The organism is Sphingobacterium sp. E70, assembly GCF_019285695.1.
GTDB lineage: Bacteria > Bacteroidota > Bacteroidia > Sphingobacteriales > Sphingobacteriaceae > Sphingobacterium > Sphingobacterium detergens.
The window spans coordinates 5,738,296-5,752,927 of record NZ_CP079104.1; the positions used below are offsets into that span (position 1 = coordinate 5,738,296).

The 14,632-nt window shown below is 37.7% G+C and carries 22 protein-coding genes; 17 read left to right on the plus strand and 5 right to left on the minus strand.

Features of this window, described 5'->3' with window-relative positions; genetic code table 11:
* Positions 1-29 precede the first annotated feature (29 nt).
* The 5 genes from KUH03_RS40980 to KUH03_RS41000 all read right to left on the minus strand — a co-directional run bounded on the left by KUH03_RS40980 (position 30) and on the right by KUH03_RS41000 (position 2,804).
* Complete coding sequence (locus tag KUH03_RS40980; RefSeq protein WP_257090335.1) at positions 30-626, minus strand: hypothetical protein; 597 nt, start codon at positions 624-626, stop codon at positions 30-32.
* Between the two features lie 531 nt (positions 627-1,157).
* Positions 1,158-1,421: a hypothetical protein gene (locus tag KUH03_RS40985; protein ID WP_257097810.1), complete on the minus strand. Its 264-nt coding sequence runs from the start codon at positions 1,419-1,421 to the stop codon at positions 1,158-1,160.
* A gap of 23 nt (positions 1,422-1,444) precedes the next feature.
* The gene (locus tag KUH03_RS40990; protein ID WP_257090336.1) at positions 1,445-1,579 is read right to left on the minus strand and encodes a hypothetical protein; all 135 of its coding nucleotides are present in this window, start codon (positions 1,577-1,579) and stop codon (positions 1,445-1,447) included.
* A gap of 14 nt (positions 1,580-1,593) precedes the next feature.
* Positions 1,594-2,208 carry a GNAT family N-acetyltransferase gene (locus tag KUH03_RS40995; RefSeq protein ID WP_257090338.1) on the minus strand — a complete coding sequence of 205 codons (615 nt, stop codon included), beginning with the start codon at positions 2,206-2,208 and terminating at the stop codon, positions 1,594-1,596.
* 197 nt (positions 2,209-2,405) lie between these two features.
* Positions 2,406-2,804, minus strand: coding sequence for a hypothetical protein (locus KUH03_RS41000; RefSeq protein WP_257090340.1), 399 nt, complete (start codon positions 2,802-2,804; stop codon positions 2,406-2,408).
* A gap of 554 nt (positions 2,805-3,358) precedes the next feature.
* Here KUH03_RS41000 and KUH03_RS41005 point away from each other — a divergent pair.
* The 17 genes from KUH03_RS41005 (at position 3,359) to KUH03_RS41075 (ending at position 14,384) form a co-directional block, all read left to right on the plus strand.
* A complete protein-coding gene (locus KUH03_RS41005) occupies positions 3,359-4,033 on the plus strand; it encodes a hypothetical protein (protein WP_257090342.1) in 675 nt (224 codons plus the stop codon).
* Between the two features lie 316 nt (positions 4,034-4,349).
* Positions 4,350-4,883: a hypothetical protein gene (locus KUH03_RS41010; RefSeq protein ID WP_257090343.1), complete on the plus strand. Its 534-nt coding sequence runs from the start codon at positions 4,350-4,352 to the stop codon at positions 4,881-4,883.
* Between the two features lie 528 nt (positions 4,884-5,411).
* On the plus strand, positions 5,412-6,029 hold the full coding sequence (locus KUH03_RS41015) for an RNA polymerase sigma factor (RefSeq protein ID WP_257090344.1): 618 nt from the start codon (positions 5,412-5,414) through the stop codon (positions 6,027-6,029).
* Between the two features lie 174 nt (positions 6,030-6,203).
* On the plus strand, positions 6,204-6,539 hold the full coding sequence (locus tag KUH03_RS41020; protein ID WP_257090345.1) for a hypothetical protein: 336 nt from the start codon (positions 6,204-6,206) through the stop codon (positions 6,537-6,539).
* Positions 6,482-6,793: a FecR domain-containing protein gene (locus KUH03_RS49955; protein WP_373564582.1), complete on the plus strand. Its 312-nt coding sequence runs from the start codon at positions 6,482-6,484 to the stop codon at positions 6,791-6,793. Before KUH03_RS41020 ends, KUH03_RS49955 begins: the two co-directional genes overlap by 58 nt.
* 35 nt (positions 6,794-6,828) lie before the next feature.
* Positions 6,829-7,266 (plus strand): DUF4974 domain-containing protein, encoded by a 438-nt coding sequence (locus KUH03_RS41025; protein ID WP_257097812.1) that lies wholly within the window; start codon positions 6,829-6,831, stop codon positions 7,264-7,266.
* A gap of 183 nt (positions 7,267-7,449) precedes the next feature.
* Positions 7,450-8,241 carry an STN domain-containing protein gene (locus KUH03_RS41030; RefSeq protein WP_257090346.1) on the plus strand — a complete coding sequence of 264 codons (792 nt, stop codon included), beginning with the start codon at positions 7,450-7,452 and terminating at the stop codon, positions 8,239-8,241.
* Positions 8,171-8,698: a TonB-dependent receptor plug domain-containing protein gene (locus KUH03_RS41035; RefSeq protein WP_257097814.1), complete on the plus strand. Its 528-nt coding sequence runs from the start codon at positions 8,171-8,173 to the stop codon at positions 8,696-8,698. The genes KUH03_RS41030 and KUH03_RS41035 overlap by 71 nt, the downstream gene beginning before the upstream one ends.
* Positions 8,653-9,405 carry a hypothetical protein gene (locus tag KUH03_RS41040; RefSeq protein WP_257090347.1) on the plus strand — a complete coding sequence of 251 codons (753 nt, stop codon included), beginning with the start codon at positions 8,653-8,655 and terminating at the stop codon, positions 9,403-9,405. Before KUH03_RS41035 ends, KUH03_RS41040 begins: the two co-directional genes overlap by 46 nt.
* Positions 9,406-9,565: 160 nt before the next feature.
* The gene (locus tag KUH03_RS41045; RefSeq protein ID WP_257090348.1) at positions 9,566-10,777 is read left to right on the plus strand and encodes a TonB-dependent receptor domain-containing protein; all 1,212 of its coding nucleotides are present in this window, start codon (positions 9,566-9,568) and stop codon (positions 10,775-10,777) included.
* 3 nt (positions 10,778-10,780) lie between these two features.
* A complete protein-coding gene (locus tag KUH03_RS41050; RefSeq protein WP_257090350.1) occupies positions 10,781-11,539 on the plus strand; it encodes a RagB/SusD family nutrient uptake outer membrane protein in 759 nt (252 codons plus the stop codon).
* A 32-nt stretch (positions 11,540-11,571) separates the two neighbouring features.
* Entirely contained in the window at positions 11,572-12,027 is a 456-nt protein-coding gene (locus KUH03_RS41055) for a RagB/SusD family nutrient uptake outer membrane protein (protein WP_257090351.1), read from the plus strand.
* Complete coding sequence (locus tag KUH03_RS49960) at positions 11,934-12,167, plus strand: RagB/SusD family nutrient uptake outer membrane protein (protein WP_373564900.1); 234 nt, start codon at positions 11,934-11,936, stop codon at positions 12,165-12,167. Before KUH03_RS41055 ends, KUH03_RS49960 begins: the two co-directional genes overlap by 94 nt.
* Before the next feature lie 61 nt (positions 12,168-12,228).
* Positions 12,229-12,435, plus strand: a complete 207-nt coding sequence (locus tag KUH03_RS41060; protein ID WP_257090352.1) for a RagB/SusD family nutrient uptake outer membrane protein — start codon at positions 12,229-12,231, stop codon at positions 12,433-12,435.
* 127 nt (positions 12,436-12,562) lie between these two features.
* A complete protein-coding gene (locus KUH03_RS41065; RefSeq protein WP_257090353.1) occupies positions 12,563-12,847 on the plus strand; it encodes an alpha-L-fucosidase in 285 nt (94 codons plus the stop codon).
* Positions 12,730-13,308, plus strand: coding sequence for an alpha-L-fucosidase (locus KUH03_RS41070; RefSeq protein WP_257090354.1), 579 nt, complete (start codon positions 12,730-12,732; stop codon positions 13,306-13,308). Before KUH03_RS41065 ends, KUH03_RS41070 begins: the two co-directional genes overlap by 118 nt.
* Entirely contained in the window at positions 13,287-14,384 is a 1,098-nt protein-coding gene (locus KUH03_RS41075) for an alpha-L-fucosidase (protein WP_257090355.1), read from the plus strand. The genes KUH03_RS41070 and KUH03_RS41075 overlap by 22 nt, the downstream gene beginning before the upstream one ends.
* Positions 14,385-14,632 lie beyond the last annotated feature (248 nt).

Below are 14,632 nucleotides of genomic sequence, written 5' to 3' on the forward strand. Positions count from 1 at the left end.
CCTTATCAATTTATGATAAGGACTATAGCTTATTGTTTCCATTTCATTTTTCCATTATTGTCAAACATTTCGATAGAAGGATTTCCTAGACTGTCAACTTTTAAAATAATTCTCGGTACTTCATTATTATCTTTCATCACCAAAGATGCATTCCCGTTTTCAGTTAGCAGGTTAATACGGTTGATATTATGTCCAGGCCTACCGGATAGGTCTTTGTCATTAATCAATAGACCAGCCCTGAAATAATTGTCGTGTTTATTATCTTGTGCCAAGATACCGATGGCATCGGCATTCTGATAATCAAATGCTAGTGCATTCAGATTAGTCTCCTCATTATCAGTAATCGCCAAACCACCTCTTTCGTCGCCATTTTTATCATAGAAAATCAGACCTGCAGGGGAGTAAGCCCTTTTGTACGTCTTCCCTTTGATAATGGGTTGCGGAATGTTATCTGTGTTTGCAATAACGATACGATTTTTCCCCGATCTGTCCTTGATATCTATTCTTTCTGCGGTTAAGCCGCGCTCGTTGTTTAAAAAAAAGTAGGCTACACAGGCCATCAGAACGACATTTACAAGAATAAGTGCGGTTAGAAATATTCTTAGTGTTTTAGAAATTGTTTCCATAATTTAATATCAGTTTTAGTTATTACTTGCTCATATTCGACTCTTGAATTAGCATTAATCTGTGCTCTACTTCAAATTAACATGCTATAATCTGCTTCTTTTATTGCTTATAAAAATCAAAAATAAAGTTTGGTTTCGAGTATACCCTTTACATAGGTTGAGTACAAGGTTATTTTTATCTTTTGTTTCCATCTCCGGTATGCAGGTCACTATACTTCACTTCCCTTAATAGATACTGTCAACAAATCAAGAATGCGATATTTACATTCCAATTTTGCCTGACCTATTATATTCACGGCAAAATTAAAGCATGATTTTAAGCCCACATTTTCAATAGGTTGAGCACAATGATTTTTTATCTGGTTAGTTCTTTCCGAATTCTGCTCAATTGTGTTGGGGTAATGCTCAGGTGTGAAGCAATATATTGTAGTGGAATTCTGTTCTCTATTCCCGGATGTGCTTGCAACAATTTTAGATACCTTGCAGTGGCACTTTCGGTAAGTAAGGAAATTTCTCTTTCTTCATTAATGACTATCCATTTTTTTTTTCCAGATAGGCAATGTACAGGTTCTTTAATTCATCATTTTGATTAATAGCCTTTCTTGTCTGATGATAGGGCAGACATACCACCGTGGTGTTTTCAATTGCTTGCAGTGTGAATTCATTTGGTGTTTTTATGATTGCCGAAAATCTGGTGCTCGCAAAATCTCTCTCCAAATAAATCCATTTATTCCAGATAGCTCCTTTTTCATCTATAAAATAAGAGTTTAGTGCACCTTTACAAACAAAGAAGATGTCATTAGCGACATGCCCTTCCCTTAGTAAAACTTCATTTTTTTAAACTGCTGAATGTACACCGTTTCTGCCAACAAATTAAATGCCTTATCCGAAATAGGATATACGTTTACAACAGCTTCTTTAAAGTCTGCAAGGTATTTTTCTAGTTCTGTCATTTCTTGTGGTGGGCTTACCTGATGATATTACTTTTAAATAAATATAATGTATCTTTTAAATAGTTAAAATTGTTGAGCCAACATTTATGTTGGACGGGATAGGATATAGGTGAGCATATTTGGAACATTGATGTGTGTATTTTTAAAATGAAGTGGAACTTGTTCAAAACCAAGTCTTTTAGCAGCCTCAGGGAAGAAGGGTTGTCACCAGAAGGGAATGCGATTATTGTTTCAACGCCCATGACGTCGAATGCATATGTGAGTATCCGCTCAATAACCTCTCCCATAATTCCTCTACCATGAAACTTTTCGAGCAGTTCATACCCGATTTCTACTGTACCTTTTGTAATATCAAAGTTCCAAAGGCATGCTGCTCCAATCAAAGCCGGGTTTCCCCGATAGGACACTGCCCAAAATATACGTTCATTTTTATTGATCATATTATCAATCTTATCGATATATGCAATAGCCTCGTCGATGCTTGCACATGCTGTCCTTCCCGTCAGCGCAGCGACTTCAATGTCCGAACGCAGCTGATAGATTTCTTTTGCGTCATTCAATAAAAGCCTACGAAGAACCAATTTATTGGTCTCTAATACCGGGAAATTTGAAAAGTTTGGTTGCTTCATGATGTGTTAGGATCCGGTTTTTTCTAATACTAAGTTTTGGATGATACAATCCATTTGCGAGTACCACAACTTTAGCAAATTGATTATTGATAGATCCCTGTATGTTCTCTATTTTGTTTAGATCCTCCGATTTTTCTTCACTCTGTTACATCAAAGTAGATGGGCGAAGGAAACAGTTCCAATTTAAATATCAATATTTAATCAAAATTAGCGGCAGTCAGATACCCCGACGATCTTAAGGTTTCCAAGATATGGTTTGCCTCAGCTTGATCCATATCATTCGCAAATTTTATCGTTCTCAGACCATATTCAAATCGAATAGAACCCCTGTTCCTAAACAATGACAGATCATTTCGCTGACCCAAAAAGGAAAACTCAAGATGCTCTTCCTTAACATGGAATCTCTTTGCTTCTGTTAGATCGTATATTCTCGGCCTGAAGAACACATCATTTTTTCTAGCAATACTTATTTGTTGGTGGTCGATCATAATGATCTCCTGTCCAATTAGATACCAGACCAAAGTTTTAATCACAAACAAGCCAGCTGCTCCTCCAAAGACGAGCCAAACCATTGTAAACAAGCTATCAAACCCCAATTTTCCATTTATAATATTATGAAAATCATTACCGAACGAAGAGCCAAAAAGTTAATTGCCATCAGCCAACCAACCAGCCACAAAGTAAGGAAAATAATAACAGGCAAATGTTTTTTTACGGGTATTGTGATATGATATCCGGTTGGGGTCTCATCAAGGATAGAGGTGCCGTTATAAGTTCTTTCCATATTCATTGGTATTTTTAAGTTTTACTAACTTAAATGTTTTGCTTTTCCGATTGCTAATATGCAAAAAGTCAAAGAACAAAAAGACGAATTCCAATATTATATTTAGATCATATACCCACATTCTCCCAATCTGAGGTTATAAATGTTGTGCCTAGCAGGGGATACCCGTCGGAAAACTCGCCTGAATAAAAAATCCGTCTACAATTGCTCATGTAGCAAATCGTAAACCAAAGCCAGCGAATCATAAATCCTTTTGGCGTGTTATAGAAGAGATACTTTAAATTTGAAGTGCAAATAAACAATTAAGCACTGAAAAACATGTATCAATTAAGTGAGTTGGAGCATGTTTGACAAACCGACAAAAAAATGAAACAAAATACAAATTTCAGTTTTATAGTAGTTATCGCAATTTTTTTATCTATTTCAAACTTAAGTTTATATGGACAAGAAATTGTCAATAACAGTCAAACAGAAACGATAAAGTTACCACTAAAGAAAGTTGTACGCTATTTTGATAATTTCAACGATTCTTCCATGCTTCAGTATAGTTTGAAAGAAACGAAAGTTGATTCTATAAGCCGAAACGAAAATATTGCGACTATTTACCTTACAGAGAACAAAAACTATGTTTCAGCCAACATCTTTACCGATTTAAATTTATACAAAAAAACAATTCGAGAGAAATCTTTTGAATCTAACATAATCATGCTTTACAAGGGTGAATATAATAAGGAAACACTTAAATATCCAATAAAACCAATGATTCATGAGTCTTTTTCCAAGAAAGGAATACTTAAATGGAAAGTTAACATTGAAGGAATTGATGAAAATTCTACAAAACTGACATTTATTTTTGACTCATTTGACGAGAAAAGTAAGCAAAATTTTATTTCCAATTTTACAAAAGAGATAGATAACTATTTCAACTATGCAATTCTAAAAATATATGTTTGTGACAATTTTAAATTTGATATCTTAAAATATTTAGAAAACTATTCAAAATCAGATGCATCTGATGTTCCACCGACAAAAGGAAATTAACAAAGTACTATTGCAAGACTTGTTGCTAGAGTAGCAATGAAAAGAGTTATCTGGATAGAAGCATTCAAATGCATGACTTACCCAAAGTTAAATTTTTGAAAACCAAATGAACCTTCACGAGCTTATAGAAAAATCATACAGCCTATTTGAGAAATATGTCATTGGGAAAACTTTGCATGTATGCAAAGTTTGTTGTGTAACCGCTGAGGAGGAATCAAGATTGATAAATACACCATTATGAACAGTATCAAGTGAATTATTGGAGGCTGCTTATTACCGATCTGCAAGAAATTATTCGGATAGAGAATTGTGGGAAATGAAACATTTCTTACCAAGAGTAGTGGAGCTTGCAAATAACTTTGATTTTCCTTGTCACTCAACAGAAATCGTATTTGCCAGATTAGACCTTGACAAGCCCGAAAAATGGGCCAAAGAGGAAATGCAGTTGCTCACTGAATTTTCAGTACTATATTTTAGAAAGTGTTTGACCTTTTATCCCTTTTCTCCAGAAAGAGAAAGAGTGGGTACTTATTTGGTCATGTTTGGTGTTGCAAATTTCAACCTAAAACCGCTTCTGAACGAATGGGAAAATACAGACAGTATTGAAGGTCTGCTACATTTTAAAGATTTTGTTTTGAACGATATAGAGTACAATGCTCAAAGTCCGTATAGATTGACAAATGCTTTTTCCAATCCAGCTATTGATGGGGAGGTAATAAATTGGTTAGCCAATAAAGCAACAAGACGAGCATTTTCTGTAAAAATAGAAAAGCAGATTATAGAAAATAAAAGCTTAGACGACGAAACCTTAGCCGAATTAAGCTGGACTTATGAATTGCTCCAACAATAAACGAAAATTCAGGAATTGTAAACGAATGAAGATGATACAACATATAGAAATTAGAAAAATAATGAAAAGATATACTTATCACCTATCTGTTGTTCAGTAATATTCGTGATAATTGCTTTGAAAATATTGCGCCCTTCTTAAAGAGAAATTATCAGTAGTCAAAATCGTCTCTCCTGTAAACTAAAGAATCATTCGTCTGAAAATACAATACGATTGAGAAATCTGTTAATAATGCTGCTGCAATAATAGTCTTGACATGATTTACTATCTATTCAAGCTACAAAACCTAATCTACGCCCCTTAACGAATTCTACTTATTGTAACTAACAACCTTGGAGTAGGTTTTTTACTATAGTAAAAACAACGCAAACGTTTGCGTATTATTTAAATTTGAAAATGATAATATTTATAAATATTTTGTTCCTACAAATATAACACTTGTTTGATTTTGTGAGTGGAATATTTATTTATATGCACTTGGTTAATAGTGGTTTGAGTGTTAATTAATAAATTAAAAGGCGATTAGGCGTGAGCAATACTGTTGGGGAGCAAAAATTATGGACGGAATTCAAAGGAGGAAGCTATGACGCATTTTCCGAAATCTACCATTTATTTGCGACCGATATTATAGCCTACGGATTTAAAATCCACCATGATGAGGATCTTATACGTGACGTGATGCACGATTTATTTGTTGAACTTTGGAGTACACGGGAGCGTTTGGCCAATGTAGGATCCGTTAAGTTTTACCTCTTTAAGTCTTTTCGTTACAAGTTATTAGCTACATTAAAGAGGAATGAGAAGCGAATTATTAAATATGAATTTAATGAAGAATTAGTTGATCAGGACCTGCTAGAACTTATCAATGATAAAGAGAATAAACTGAACAAATTAGAAGATACTCTTCATCAATTGGCTCCGAGGCAGCGGGAGGTCATTTATCTCTATTTTTACCTCTCTTACTCTATTACAGAAATATCTACTTTATTGAGTGTAAATTACCAGTCGGTTTCAAATCTGCTGCAACGCGCACTCATACGTCTACGTAGTCTACTCCATATTTTACTAAGTCTGTCTGGCTTTTTATATCCCGTTTGCACATATAAAGCAAGCGATCCTGGCAATATATATACTTCCTTTTTGTAAATGCATTTTTTTAACTGTGTACGTCTAAAATATTCATTGTTTTTTTGCATAAAAAACCAATGAATGAGGATACCCACATAAAAAAAAAAAAAAAAGCAGAAATAGGTGAGTATAAAAGCATACAATGATACACTATAGTATATAGACCAACGAATTTATGCTTAAATATTAAGAATGGAAGTAGAAGATTACTTGAAAGACAACCAATTTATTAAATGGGTAAATGAACCGAATGAAGATCGAAGCCGCTATTGGTCCGAATGGCTAGCTAATAATCCACAAGACGAGGACAATATGCTACGTGCTAAGGCTATAGTTGAACGCCTAAACAAGATCCATCAACCAACCAAACAGATTATAGAAATGAAGGATCAGATCTGGGAGCAGATCGAATTTACGGTATCATCTCAATCCCATCATCCCAAAAGATTCATTTCGAGTCTTTGGTATAAATGGACAGCTGCTGCAATAGCTTTTTTATATTGTTTTATGGGAGTCTACTTTATGTAAACAATAAAGATCATAAATCTATTAATCTAGCATCGGAGCGTGGCTATAACGTTTATGTCAATAGGAGCAAGATTCCCAAAATTATTTTTTTACCTGATGGTACAAAAGCAAGCCTAGAACCAGGAGCAGTACTAAAACGCAAAACATTATTTAATGATAAAATAAGGGAAGTATCCATTAGTGGCCGCATATTTTTTGATGTGGCTAAAGATAGTACAAGAAGGTTTGTCGTTGAAACACCGTTTTTAATGTAAAAGTAGTAGGGACTAGTTTTTGGGTATTGGCAGATGTGTATACGGAGAAACAACAAGTGGCGGTAAAGAGTGGAAAGGTGGAGGTCGGCCGTATTCAAGAAGCTGAAAGTAAACCGTATACGTTATTGCCTTCAGAAAGGCTGACACTTAATTCCAGCACCGGGCAATTTGTAAAAGACAAATTTGAAAACGAATCTACCTATACTACACCACAAATGGCCGATGATATACTGGTATTCAGAAATGTATCACTTAGTTACGTATTAGATAGTCTCTCCAATATGTATGATATCAAAATTCGATTTGATAGGGATCAATTAAATCAGTGCAAAGCAACCTTACCATTACCAAAAGGTTCTATCTATGATAAATTATTTATTATTTCCAGAACAACAGGATTGCGCTACAAGATAGAAGAACAGACTATTGTTGTGGATGGCACTTGTAGTGGGAGTAGAGAAGAAATAAGATAATAACCAAATATATAAGCCTATGTAAAATTTCAACCTACTTACGAAATAAGACGACGATGCGGGAACATCGTCGTCCGAAAAAGATCTATACACATTCAAGGCATGTGTACAGGCTTTCTATTGTATTTACTTCAACCACTAATTTATGAACAAAAGATAAATAACCAATTACAAAGACTATTTATGAGACTATCTTTTGTAAATGCGTTTTTAGTCAGTGCACTCATTGCCGAAGGAGCAACAAACACACTCCTCGGACAAGAGGTATTGAACAAAAAAGTAAACTTTACGGCACGGCAAGAAAGTCTATCTGTTATCTTAAGACGGATTGAATCCCTTGGTGGGGTGAAATTTAGTTACCTGTCATCTCTAGTAGATAACAAATCAAAAACTTCTGTCGATGTCAAAGACCAAAGTTTACAGGAACTTTTAGATGAACTATTGAAGCCACTTGATCTCAAGTACGAGATCTTTGGGAATCAGATTATCCTTAATAGGCTAGCCACAAATACAAATGCAATCTATTCTTTACAATTAATTCAAGGGGTTATCATTAATGAAAAGGGCGAACCAATAGCCGGAGCAACAGTTTCAGATAAAAAGAATCCTAAAACGGCCACTTCTACTTCTACTGATGGTAGTTTTAAATTGGACGTTGAAATAGGAGCTACATTGATCGTTTCGGCTATCGGGTACGAACAACAAACCGTTGTAGTAGACCGATCGACTATGCAGGTCCGTCTTAAGGTTTCAGATAATGCCTTAGAAGAAGTTGTTGTGGTAGGTTATGGATCTCAAAAGAAATCTACTGTAACAGGGTCTATTTCCAGCGTTTCAGGAGATGTATTGCGGCAGATCCCAACCCAATATTACCAACGCCATAGCAGGCAATATCCCGGGAGTCATATCCACTACACCAAATGGAACGCCGGGTTCTGGGTCAAATCTTCAGATTCGCGGTATCACCACCCTTAATGACAATTCACCATTAGTTGTTATAGATGGTGTCGTGCGTTATGATGGATTTGGCAACATTGGCTCTGACGAAATAGAGAGTATTACCGTACTTAAAGATGCATCAGCAGCAAGTGTGTATGGTGCCAGAGCAGCAAATGGGGTCTTTCTGATCACGACGAAAAGAGGTAAAATGGGGAAACCTGTCATTACATATTCTGGCATGATCGGTAAACAGCAGCCTACCAATTATCCCAAATTAATGTCAGCCTATCAATTTGCATCCTTAAGGAACAAGGCCTTGAAAAATATGAGTTATGATCCCGCTAATCCAAATCACGCAGGTCTATTTTACTCAGAAGATCAGCTTACTGACTTTCAGTCAAGAGGAGATGAAAATGTTTGGTATGATGCTACATTCAAAAAAATAGCATGCAGCATGATCAAAATGTTTCAGTCAATGGCGGCACAGAGGTAATCAAGTATTTTGCGTCAGTTGGTATTTTTGATCAGGATGGTATGTATGATAATATCAATTTTAAACGCTATAATTTCCGAAGTAATACCGATGCACGCATAAACAAAAATTTGGTAGTAAAACTGGGGCTTGAAGGCCGCCAGGAAAATAGCAATAATCCTGGATTTGATGCCGGATCTATTTTTGCAGCAGTCTTAAGGCAAAATCCGACTTATTCTATTCTCAATTCGGATGGTTCATATTTTAATACCACAGGAGAACATCCTGTAGCAATGTATGAGTCAACAGGATATAATCGCAATGTATGGAATGTATTTCAGGGTTCACTATCCTTTGAGCATAAGCTGTCTTTTATAACAGAAGGTTTGAGTCTAAACGGCCTATATTCTATTTATAAAGACCGTCTATTCAATAAAACCTTCTTTACCCCTTATACGATGTACGATGTTAATCCTGCGGGTCAGGTGACGGGGACTAAGCTCGTTGGAAATCAAACTTCCCTTAATCAAAGGTACCAGGAAAGCGACCAACAGTTTTATAACCTTTCTGTCAACTATGACCGCAAATTTGGCAAACATGAAGTTAGGGAGTTTTGGTTTACGAAGAGTATAACTCTACCGGGAATACATTTTTCGCTTACAGGCAGCAGTTTCTTTCCAACATCAAAGATGAACTATTTGCATCTGGGACTGAAAATCAGAACTTAGGTGGAAACGGAATAATTACTGATGCACGTCGCAGCGTGATCGGTCGGGTCAATTACAATTTTGCTGATCGCTATTTACTGGAAGGAGTATTCCGTTCGGACGGCTCTTATCGTTTCCCCGTAAGAAGCCGCTGGGGATTTTTTCCAGCCATTTCTGCGGGTTGGGTAATGTCAGAGGAACCGTTTTTAAGGATAGCCCAATAAATAATGTAGTGTCTTATCTTAAGTTTTTTGGTTCAACAGGTTTGACGGGTAATGACCGTGTTCAAGCGTTTCAATTTCTGGATAATTATAGTATTGTTTCTGCTTCTGGTCCTATTTTAGATGGCAGCTCTACACCGAGATTAAATTATGGAGTCTATCCAAATGCAGCGATAACTTGGGAAAAACAGCAGAGTACCAATTTTGGGATTAACGCAGCTTTATTGAATTCAAAAGTCAATTTAAATTTTGAATACTTTATTCGGAATACCAAAGATATCCTTATGGCGAGAGCCTTGTCTGTGCCCGCTACATTCGGAAGAGATTTGCCCACTGAAAACTATGGTAAAATGAGAAACCGTGGCTGGGAAGCATCACTGGGATATCGCGAGAAAATAGGTGCTGTCAATGCGAACTTTAATTTCAATATTAGCCATGTTGTAAATAAAGTAACGAAAATTGATGATCCAGTCACAGCTTTGGACTATCAGCGCCAATTGGGACGAGTTTATGGATTTAGATCCGGCTACGAGACCGATGGCATTTTCCGGACTCAAGAAGAGGCCGATCAATGGTTTGGAGGTCAACAATTTGGACAAAAGTCTTTGGCCGGGGATCTCAGATATGTTGATATCAATGGCAATGGACAAATTGATATCCAGGATCAAAAGGTGATTTCCAACTACAACAATACACCCCGTATGATGTTCGGACTGTCGAGTACCTTAAGCTGGGAGCAGTTTGATCTTAACTTTTTGGTTCAAGGCGCCGCACAGCGTAATCTGATGATTCAGGGCACAGGCCGTGTGTTGTATGCTGGCGGAGGATCCTCAGGCAACTTTGCCTATTTGGAAGACTCATGGACCCCAGATAATATCAATGCTGAATACCCAATAGCTTGGACGGATGCAAGATCGATCAATAATAGAAATTCGACTTTCTGGCTTAAAGGTGCAGGGTATGTCCGACTTAAAAGTGCTAGCCTTGGCTATACATTAGATAATACCTGGTTGCACAAAAATGGCATTAGCAAAATAAGAGTCTATTTGTCAGGTTTCAACCTCCTGACCTGGAGTCAAATAAAACAATTTGACCCAGAGGTATCAGCGAGCAATGGACTCTATTATCCACAACAACAGAACTTCAATCTTGGCATTAACCTTACACTTTAAAAAATGGGACTATTTCAATCTAAAATATTCAAATTTATTTTTGTCGCATGGACGATATTGTTGTTCCATTCCTGCAAGAGCGGTATGTTGGACCCCGCTAATCCCGGTGCTATCACTTCAGACGATGTTTGGAAAGATACCAAGTTAATCGAAGCTTATGTGGCTGGAATGTACCAAGATGTCCCAGGCTGGGATTATAATCTGTATAACAACATTACGGATGAAGCGCGCAGCAATTATCCTGGGCAAGCTCCAAACAATGTTTTGGTAGGCGAGTGGGATGAAACAAATTGTCCTATGGATAACTGGGCAGGTAGCTATCAGCGCATTCGTCGAATCAATGAACTATTAGCACGTATCGACGGTAGTCCAGTACCTGCAGATCGCAAAAGTAGCATCAAGGGTGAAGCCTATTTTTTGCGAGCATTGCATTATTTTGGACTAGCCAAGCGTTATGGTGGAGTTCCGATTATTAGGCAAGCGCAGACATTATCCGATGATTTACTTGTAAAGAGAAATTCCATTAAAGAAACATTTGATTTTATTGTTGAAGATCTGGAAAACGCCTATGCCATGCTGCCTACTGATGTTTCACCAAGCAAAGCTTCAAAATGGGCTGCAAAGGGTTACAGGCACGCGCTTTATTGTTTGCGGCAAGCCCATTGTTCAACACATCCAACGATCCCACATTATGGTCAAAGTCAGCAGCGGCTAGCAAACTTGTTATCGAAAGCGGGAAGTTTACCTTACATCAAAATCTAAAAACACTTTGGCAGGTCGCCAATAAGGAATCCTTGTTTGAGGTTCAATACAAGATGCCCGATAAACATCATGGGTTGGATGCACTGGTAAAACCGCTGCGACTGGCAAATAATGACGCAGGCCAATGTTCACCAACACAGGAACTTGTCGATGCATTCCCAATGGCAAATGGAAAACAAATAACGGAAGCTGGATCCGGCTATAATGCCCAAAATCCCTATGTCGGAAGAGATCAACGGTTTTATGCTGCTATTGCTTACAATGGTAGCAAGATGAAAGGGACAACTTCTGGTCCACCGCTACAGGAAATTACGGTAGAAACCTATAAAGGGGACAAGATTTCGATGCAAATCCTGCAACAAAAATTTATAATACCATCACGGGATACTATAGGATTAAATCAGTTAATCAGGAAAACACCCTCTATTCCTATGGTTATGGAAGCACGCAGCCCTGGATCGAGCTTCGATACGCGGAGGTCCTGCTAAACTTCGCTGAGGCTCAGAATGAGGCGCTTTCAAATCCCGATGCCTCCGTATATACAGCGATCAACACGATACGCAATCGTGCAGGTATCAGCTCCAATATTCCACAAGGCAGCCTGACAAAGAGCAAATGCGCGAACTGATTCGCAATGAGCGTTACGTAGAGCTCTGTTTTGAGGAAAAGAGGTACTTTGACCTGAGACGTTGGAAGGTTGCTGGTTCAGTATTACATGGAAAAAAGGCACAGGCGTATTTATTACTAAGAATGCAGACGGTACCTTTACTTACCAATATTTGGCTATTGATCCCAATCCAATCGTATTTACGGAGAAAATGTATTTGATTCCAATTCCTTTTTCTGAAACCAGCAAAAATGCAAATCTGCTACCCAATAATCCCGGTTGGCAATAAGTTATTTCTGTAGGGAGCTTTTGTTAATCCCCAGATGCGAAGCAAATGGGGATAACATTAGTGTATAAAAATAACCGCTCTATAAATAGGGACATTAGGAGCTGTTCTGATAATTAATATATGTGATATGTATAAAGTTTTAAAATATAAGGTATTATCGATCTTATTTTTCTTTGTTATAAAAGGTTATGGACAAGTCGATAGTCAACCTTACGAGGGGCTGGATGAGTGGTCCAAGACAAAAGACCATCGAATGGAATGGTTTCGTAAAGCACGCTTTGGCATGTTTATTCATTGGGGCTTTACAGCGCGGCCGGTGGGAGCTGGCAAGGTAAGCAATACCCGCAGCATTATGCAGAATGGATACAGACATGGGCGACGGTACCGAGTAAAAGTTATGCAACAGAATTGAAACCAAAATTTACAGCAGCCAAATTGAATGCGAATGAATGGGCAACACTTGCAAAAAATGCGGGAATGCAGTATGTGGTTTTGACTTCCCGCCACCATGAAGGATTCAGTCTTTTCAATAGCAAACAGCCATTTTCAGTTTCGAATACCATCACCGGTGGAACAAATATATCACCCAAAGGGAGAGATCTTTACGGGGATATCGTACAAGCCTTTCACAAGAAGGGGCTTAAAGTTGGTGCATATTATTCACTATTGGACTGGCAGCATCCTGATTCCTACGAGGGAAAACAGTTCAATAGCGAATTGAAAGATCATATACCCGATCGTAAGGTTTATAAGGAATACCTTTACCAACAGATTAAAGAATTAGCAACCAATTATGGAAAATTGGATATATTATGGTTGGATTTTAGTTCTAAGAACCGACAAGGTGAGACTTGGGAACCAAGCGTATCCTGAAAGATCTTCTCAAATGGCAGCCGGATATTATTGTTAACAATCGTTTTTGGAATGGTTTAGAGAATAAAAATGGTGATATTGGTACACCTGAAAAATACATTCCACCCACAGGGCTTCCAGGCATGGACTGGGAAGTGAGCCATACCATGAACGAAAGCTATGGTTTTAGCAACCATGACAGTAAGTGGAAATCCTATGATCAAATCATGCGCTTATTTCTGGAAACTGTAAGTAAAGGCGGTAATTTCCTATTGAACGTTGGACCAGACGCGGCGGGTACTATCCCAGAGCCAGCAGTTAAATTGTTGCATAGCATCGGAGATTGGATGAAAATCAATGGCGAATCTATCTATGGGACGACTGCGAGCCCCTTTCAGACTTTGGATTGGGGATATTGTACCCAGAAAAATGATAAGTTGTATTTCCATGTGTTCGATCGTCCTAAAGATGGTCAGATTTCCGTGCCATTAGCAAGCCCACTAAAGGAGGCTTACCTTCTTCAATCACCCCGGCACAAACTATCGATACAGGAAGGGCAGGGGACTAAAATCATTAACATACCTGAAAATAAGGCAATACAGTGGCCACAGGTTATTGTAGCTAAACTAATTGGACCACTTAAAGTGGCTGAAAACGCTGTTCAAACCTCAGCGGATGGGCGGATAGTGCTTACTGCGAACAATGCGAAATTACAAGGTAGTGGTGGAATCAAATTGATAGGTGCCACAACGCATGATCCTAACCGACCGAATGCCATTGGCAATTGGTCTTTGGCAACAGACCAGGCCTACTGGGATATTAAGGTTCAACGTCCAGGCAGCTATAATCTTGTGATCAGCTATCTTCCAAACAAAAAAATGGCTGGAACAATAGAAATAGCTCTTGGCGACCAAAAAATAAGCCATAAGATTCCATCAGGAGATGAAAATAAGTTTATAGAAAAAGAAATCGGTGTTTTAGAAATAGACCAGCGACTATTGGGTGAAACCAATGTAAAACTTAAGCTTTCATTAGCCGAAGTTAACGGTGATCAATTGCCAGAAATAAGTTCAATTATTCTTGTACCTAGAAACTAGTGGTCAATTCAATAGCTTAATGGCCTAATAACGATTCGGTAAAACACAATCAATAGTGAAACGCCTTGATTAAGCACCAGCTCTAAATGATGTTTACTTTTGGCCATTGCAAAATTAAGATAGATTTAGGCTCAATTACAGCCGCGTTAAAAAGTGTTAGTATTTGCTAATATCGTTGCAAGCTATACTGGAGTAACCATCTATTTTTGAGATAATGCAGTTTGTGATTTTATGTTATGGAGAAAGCT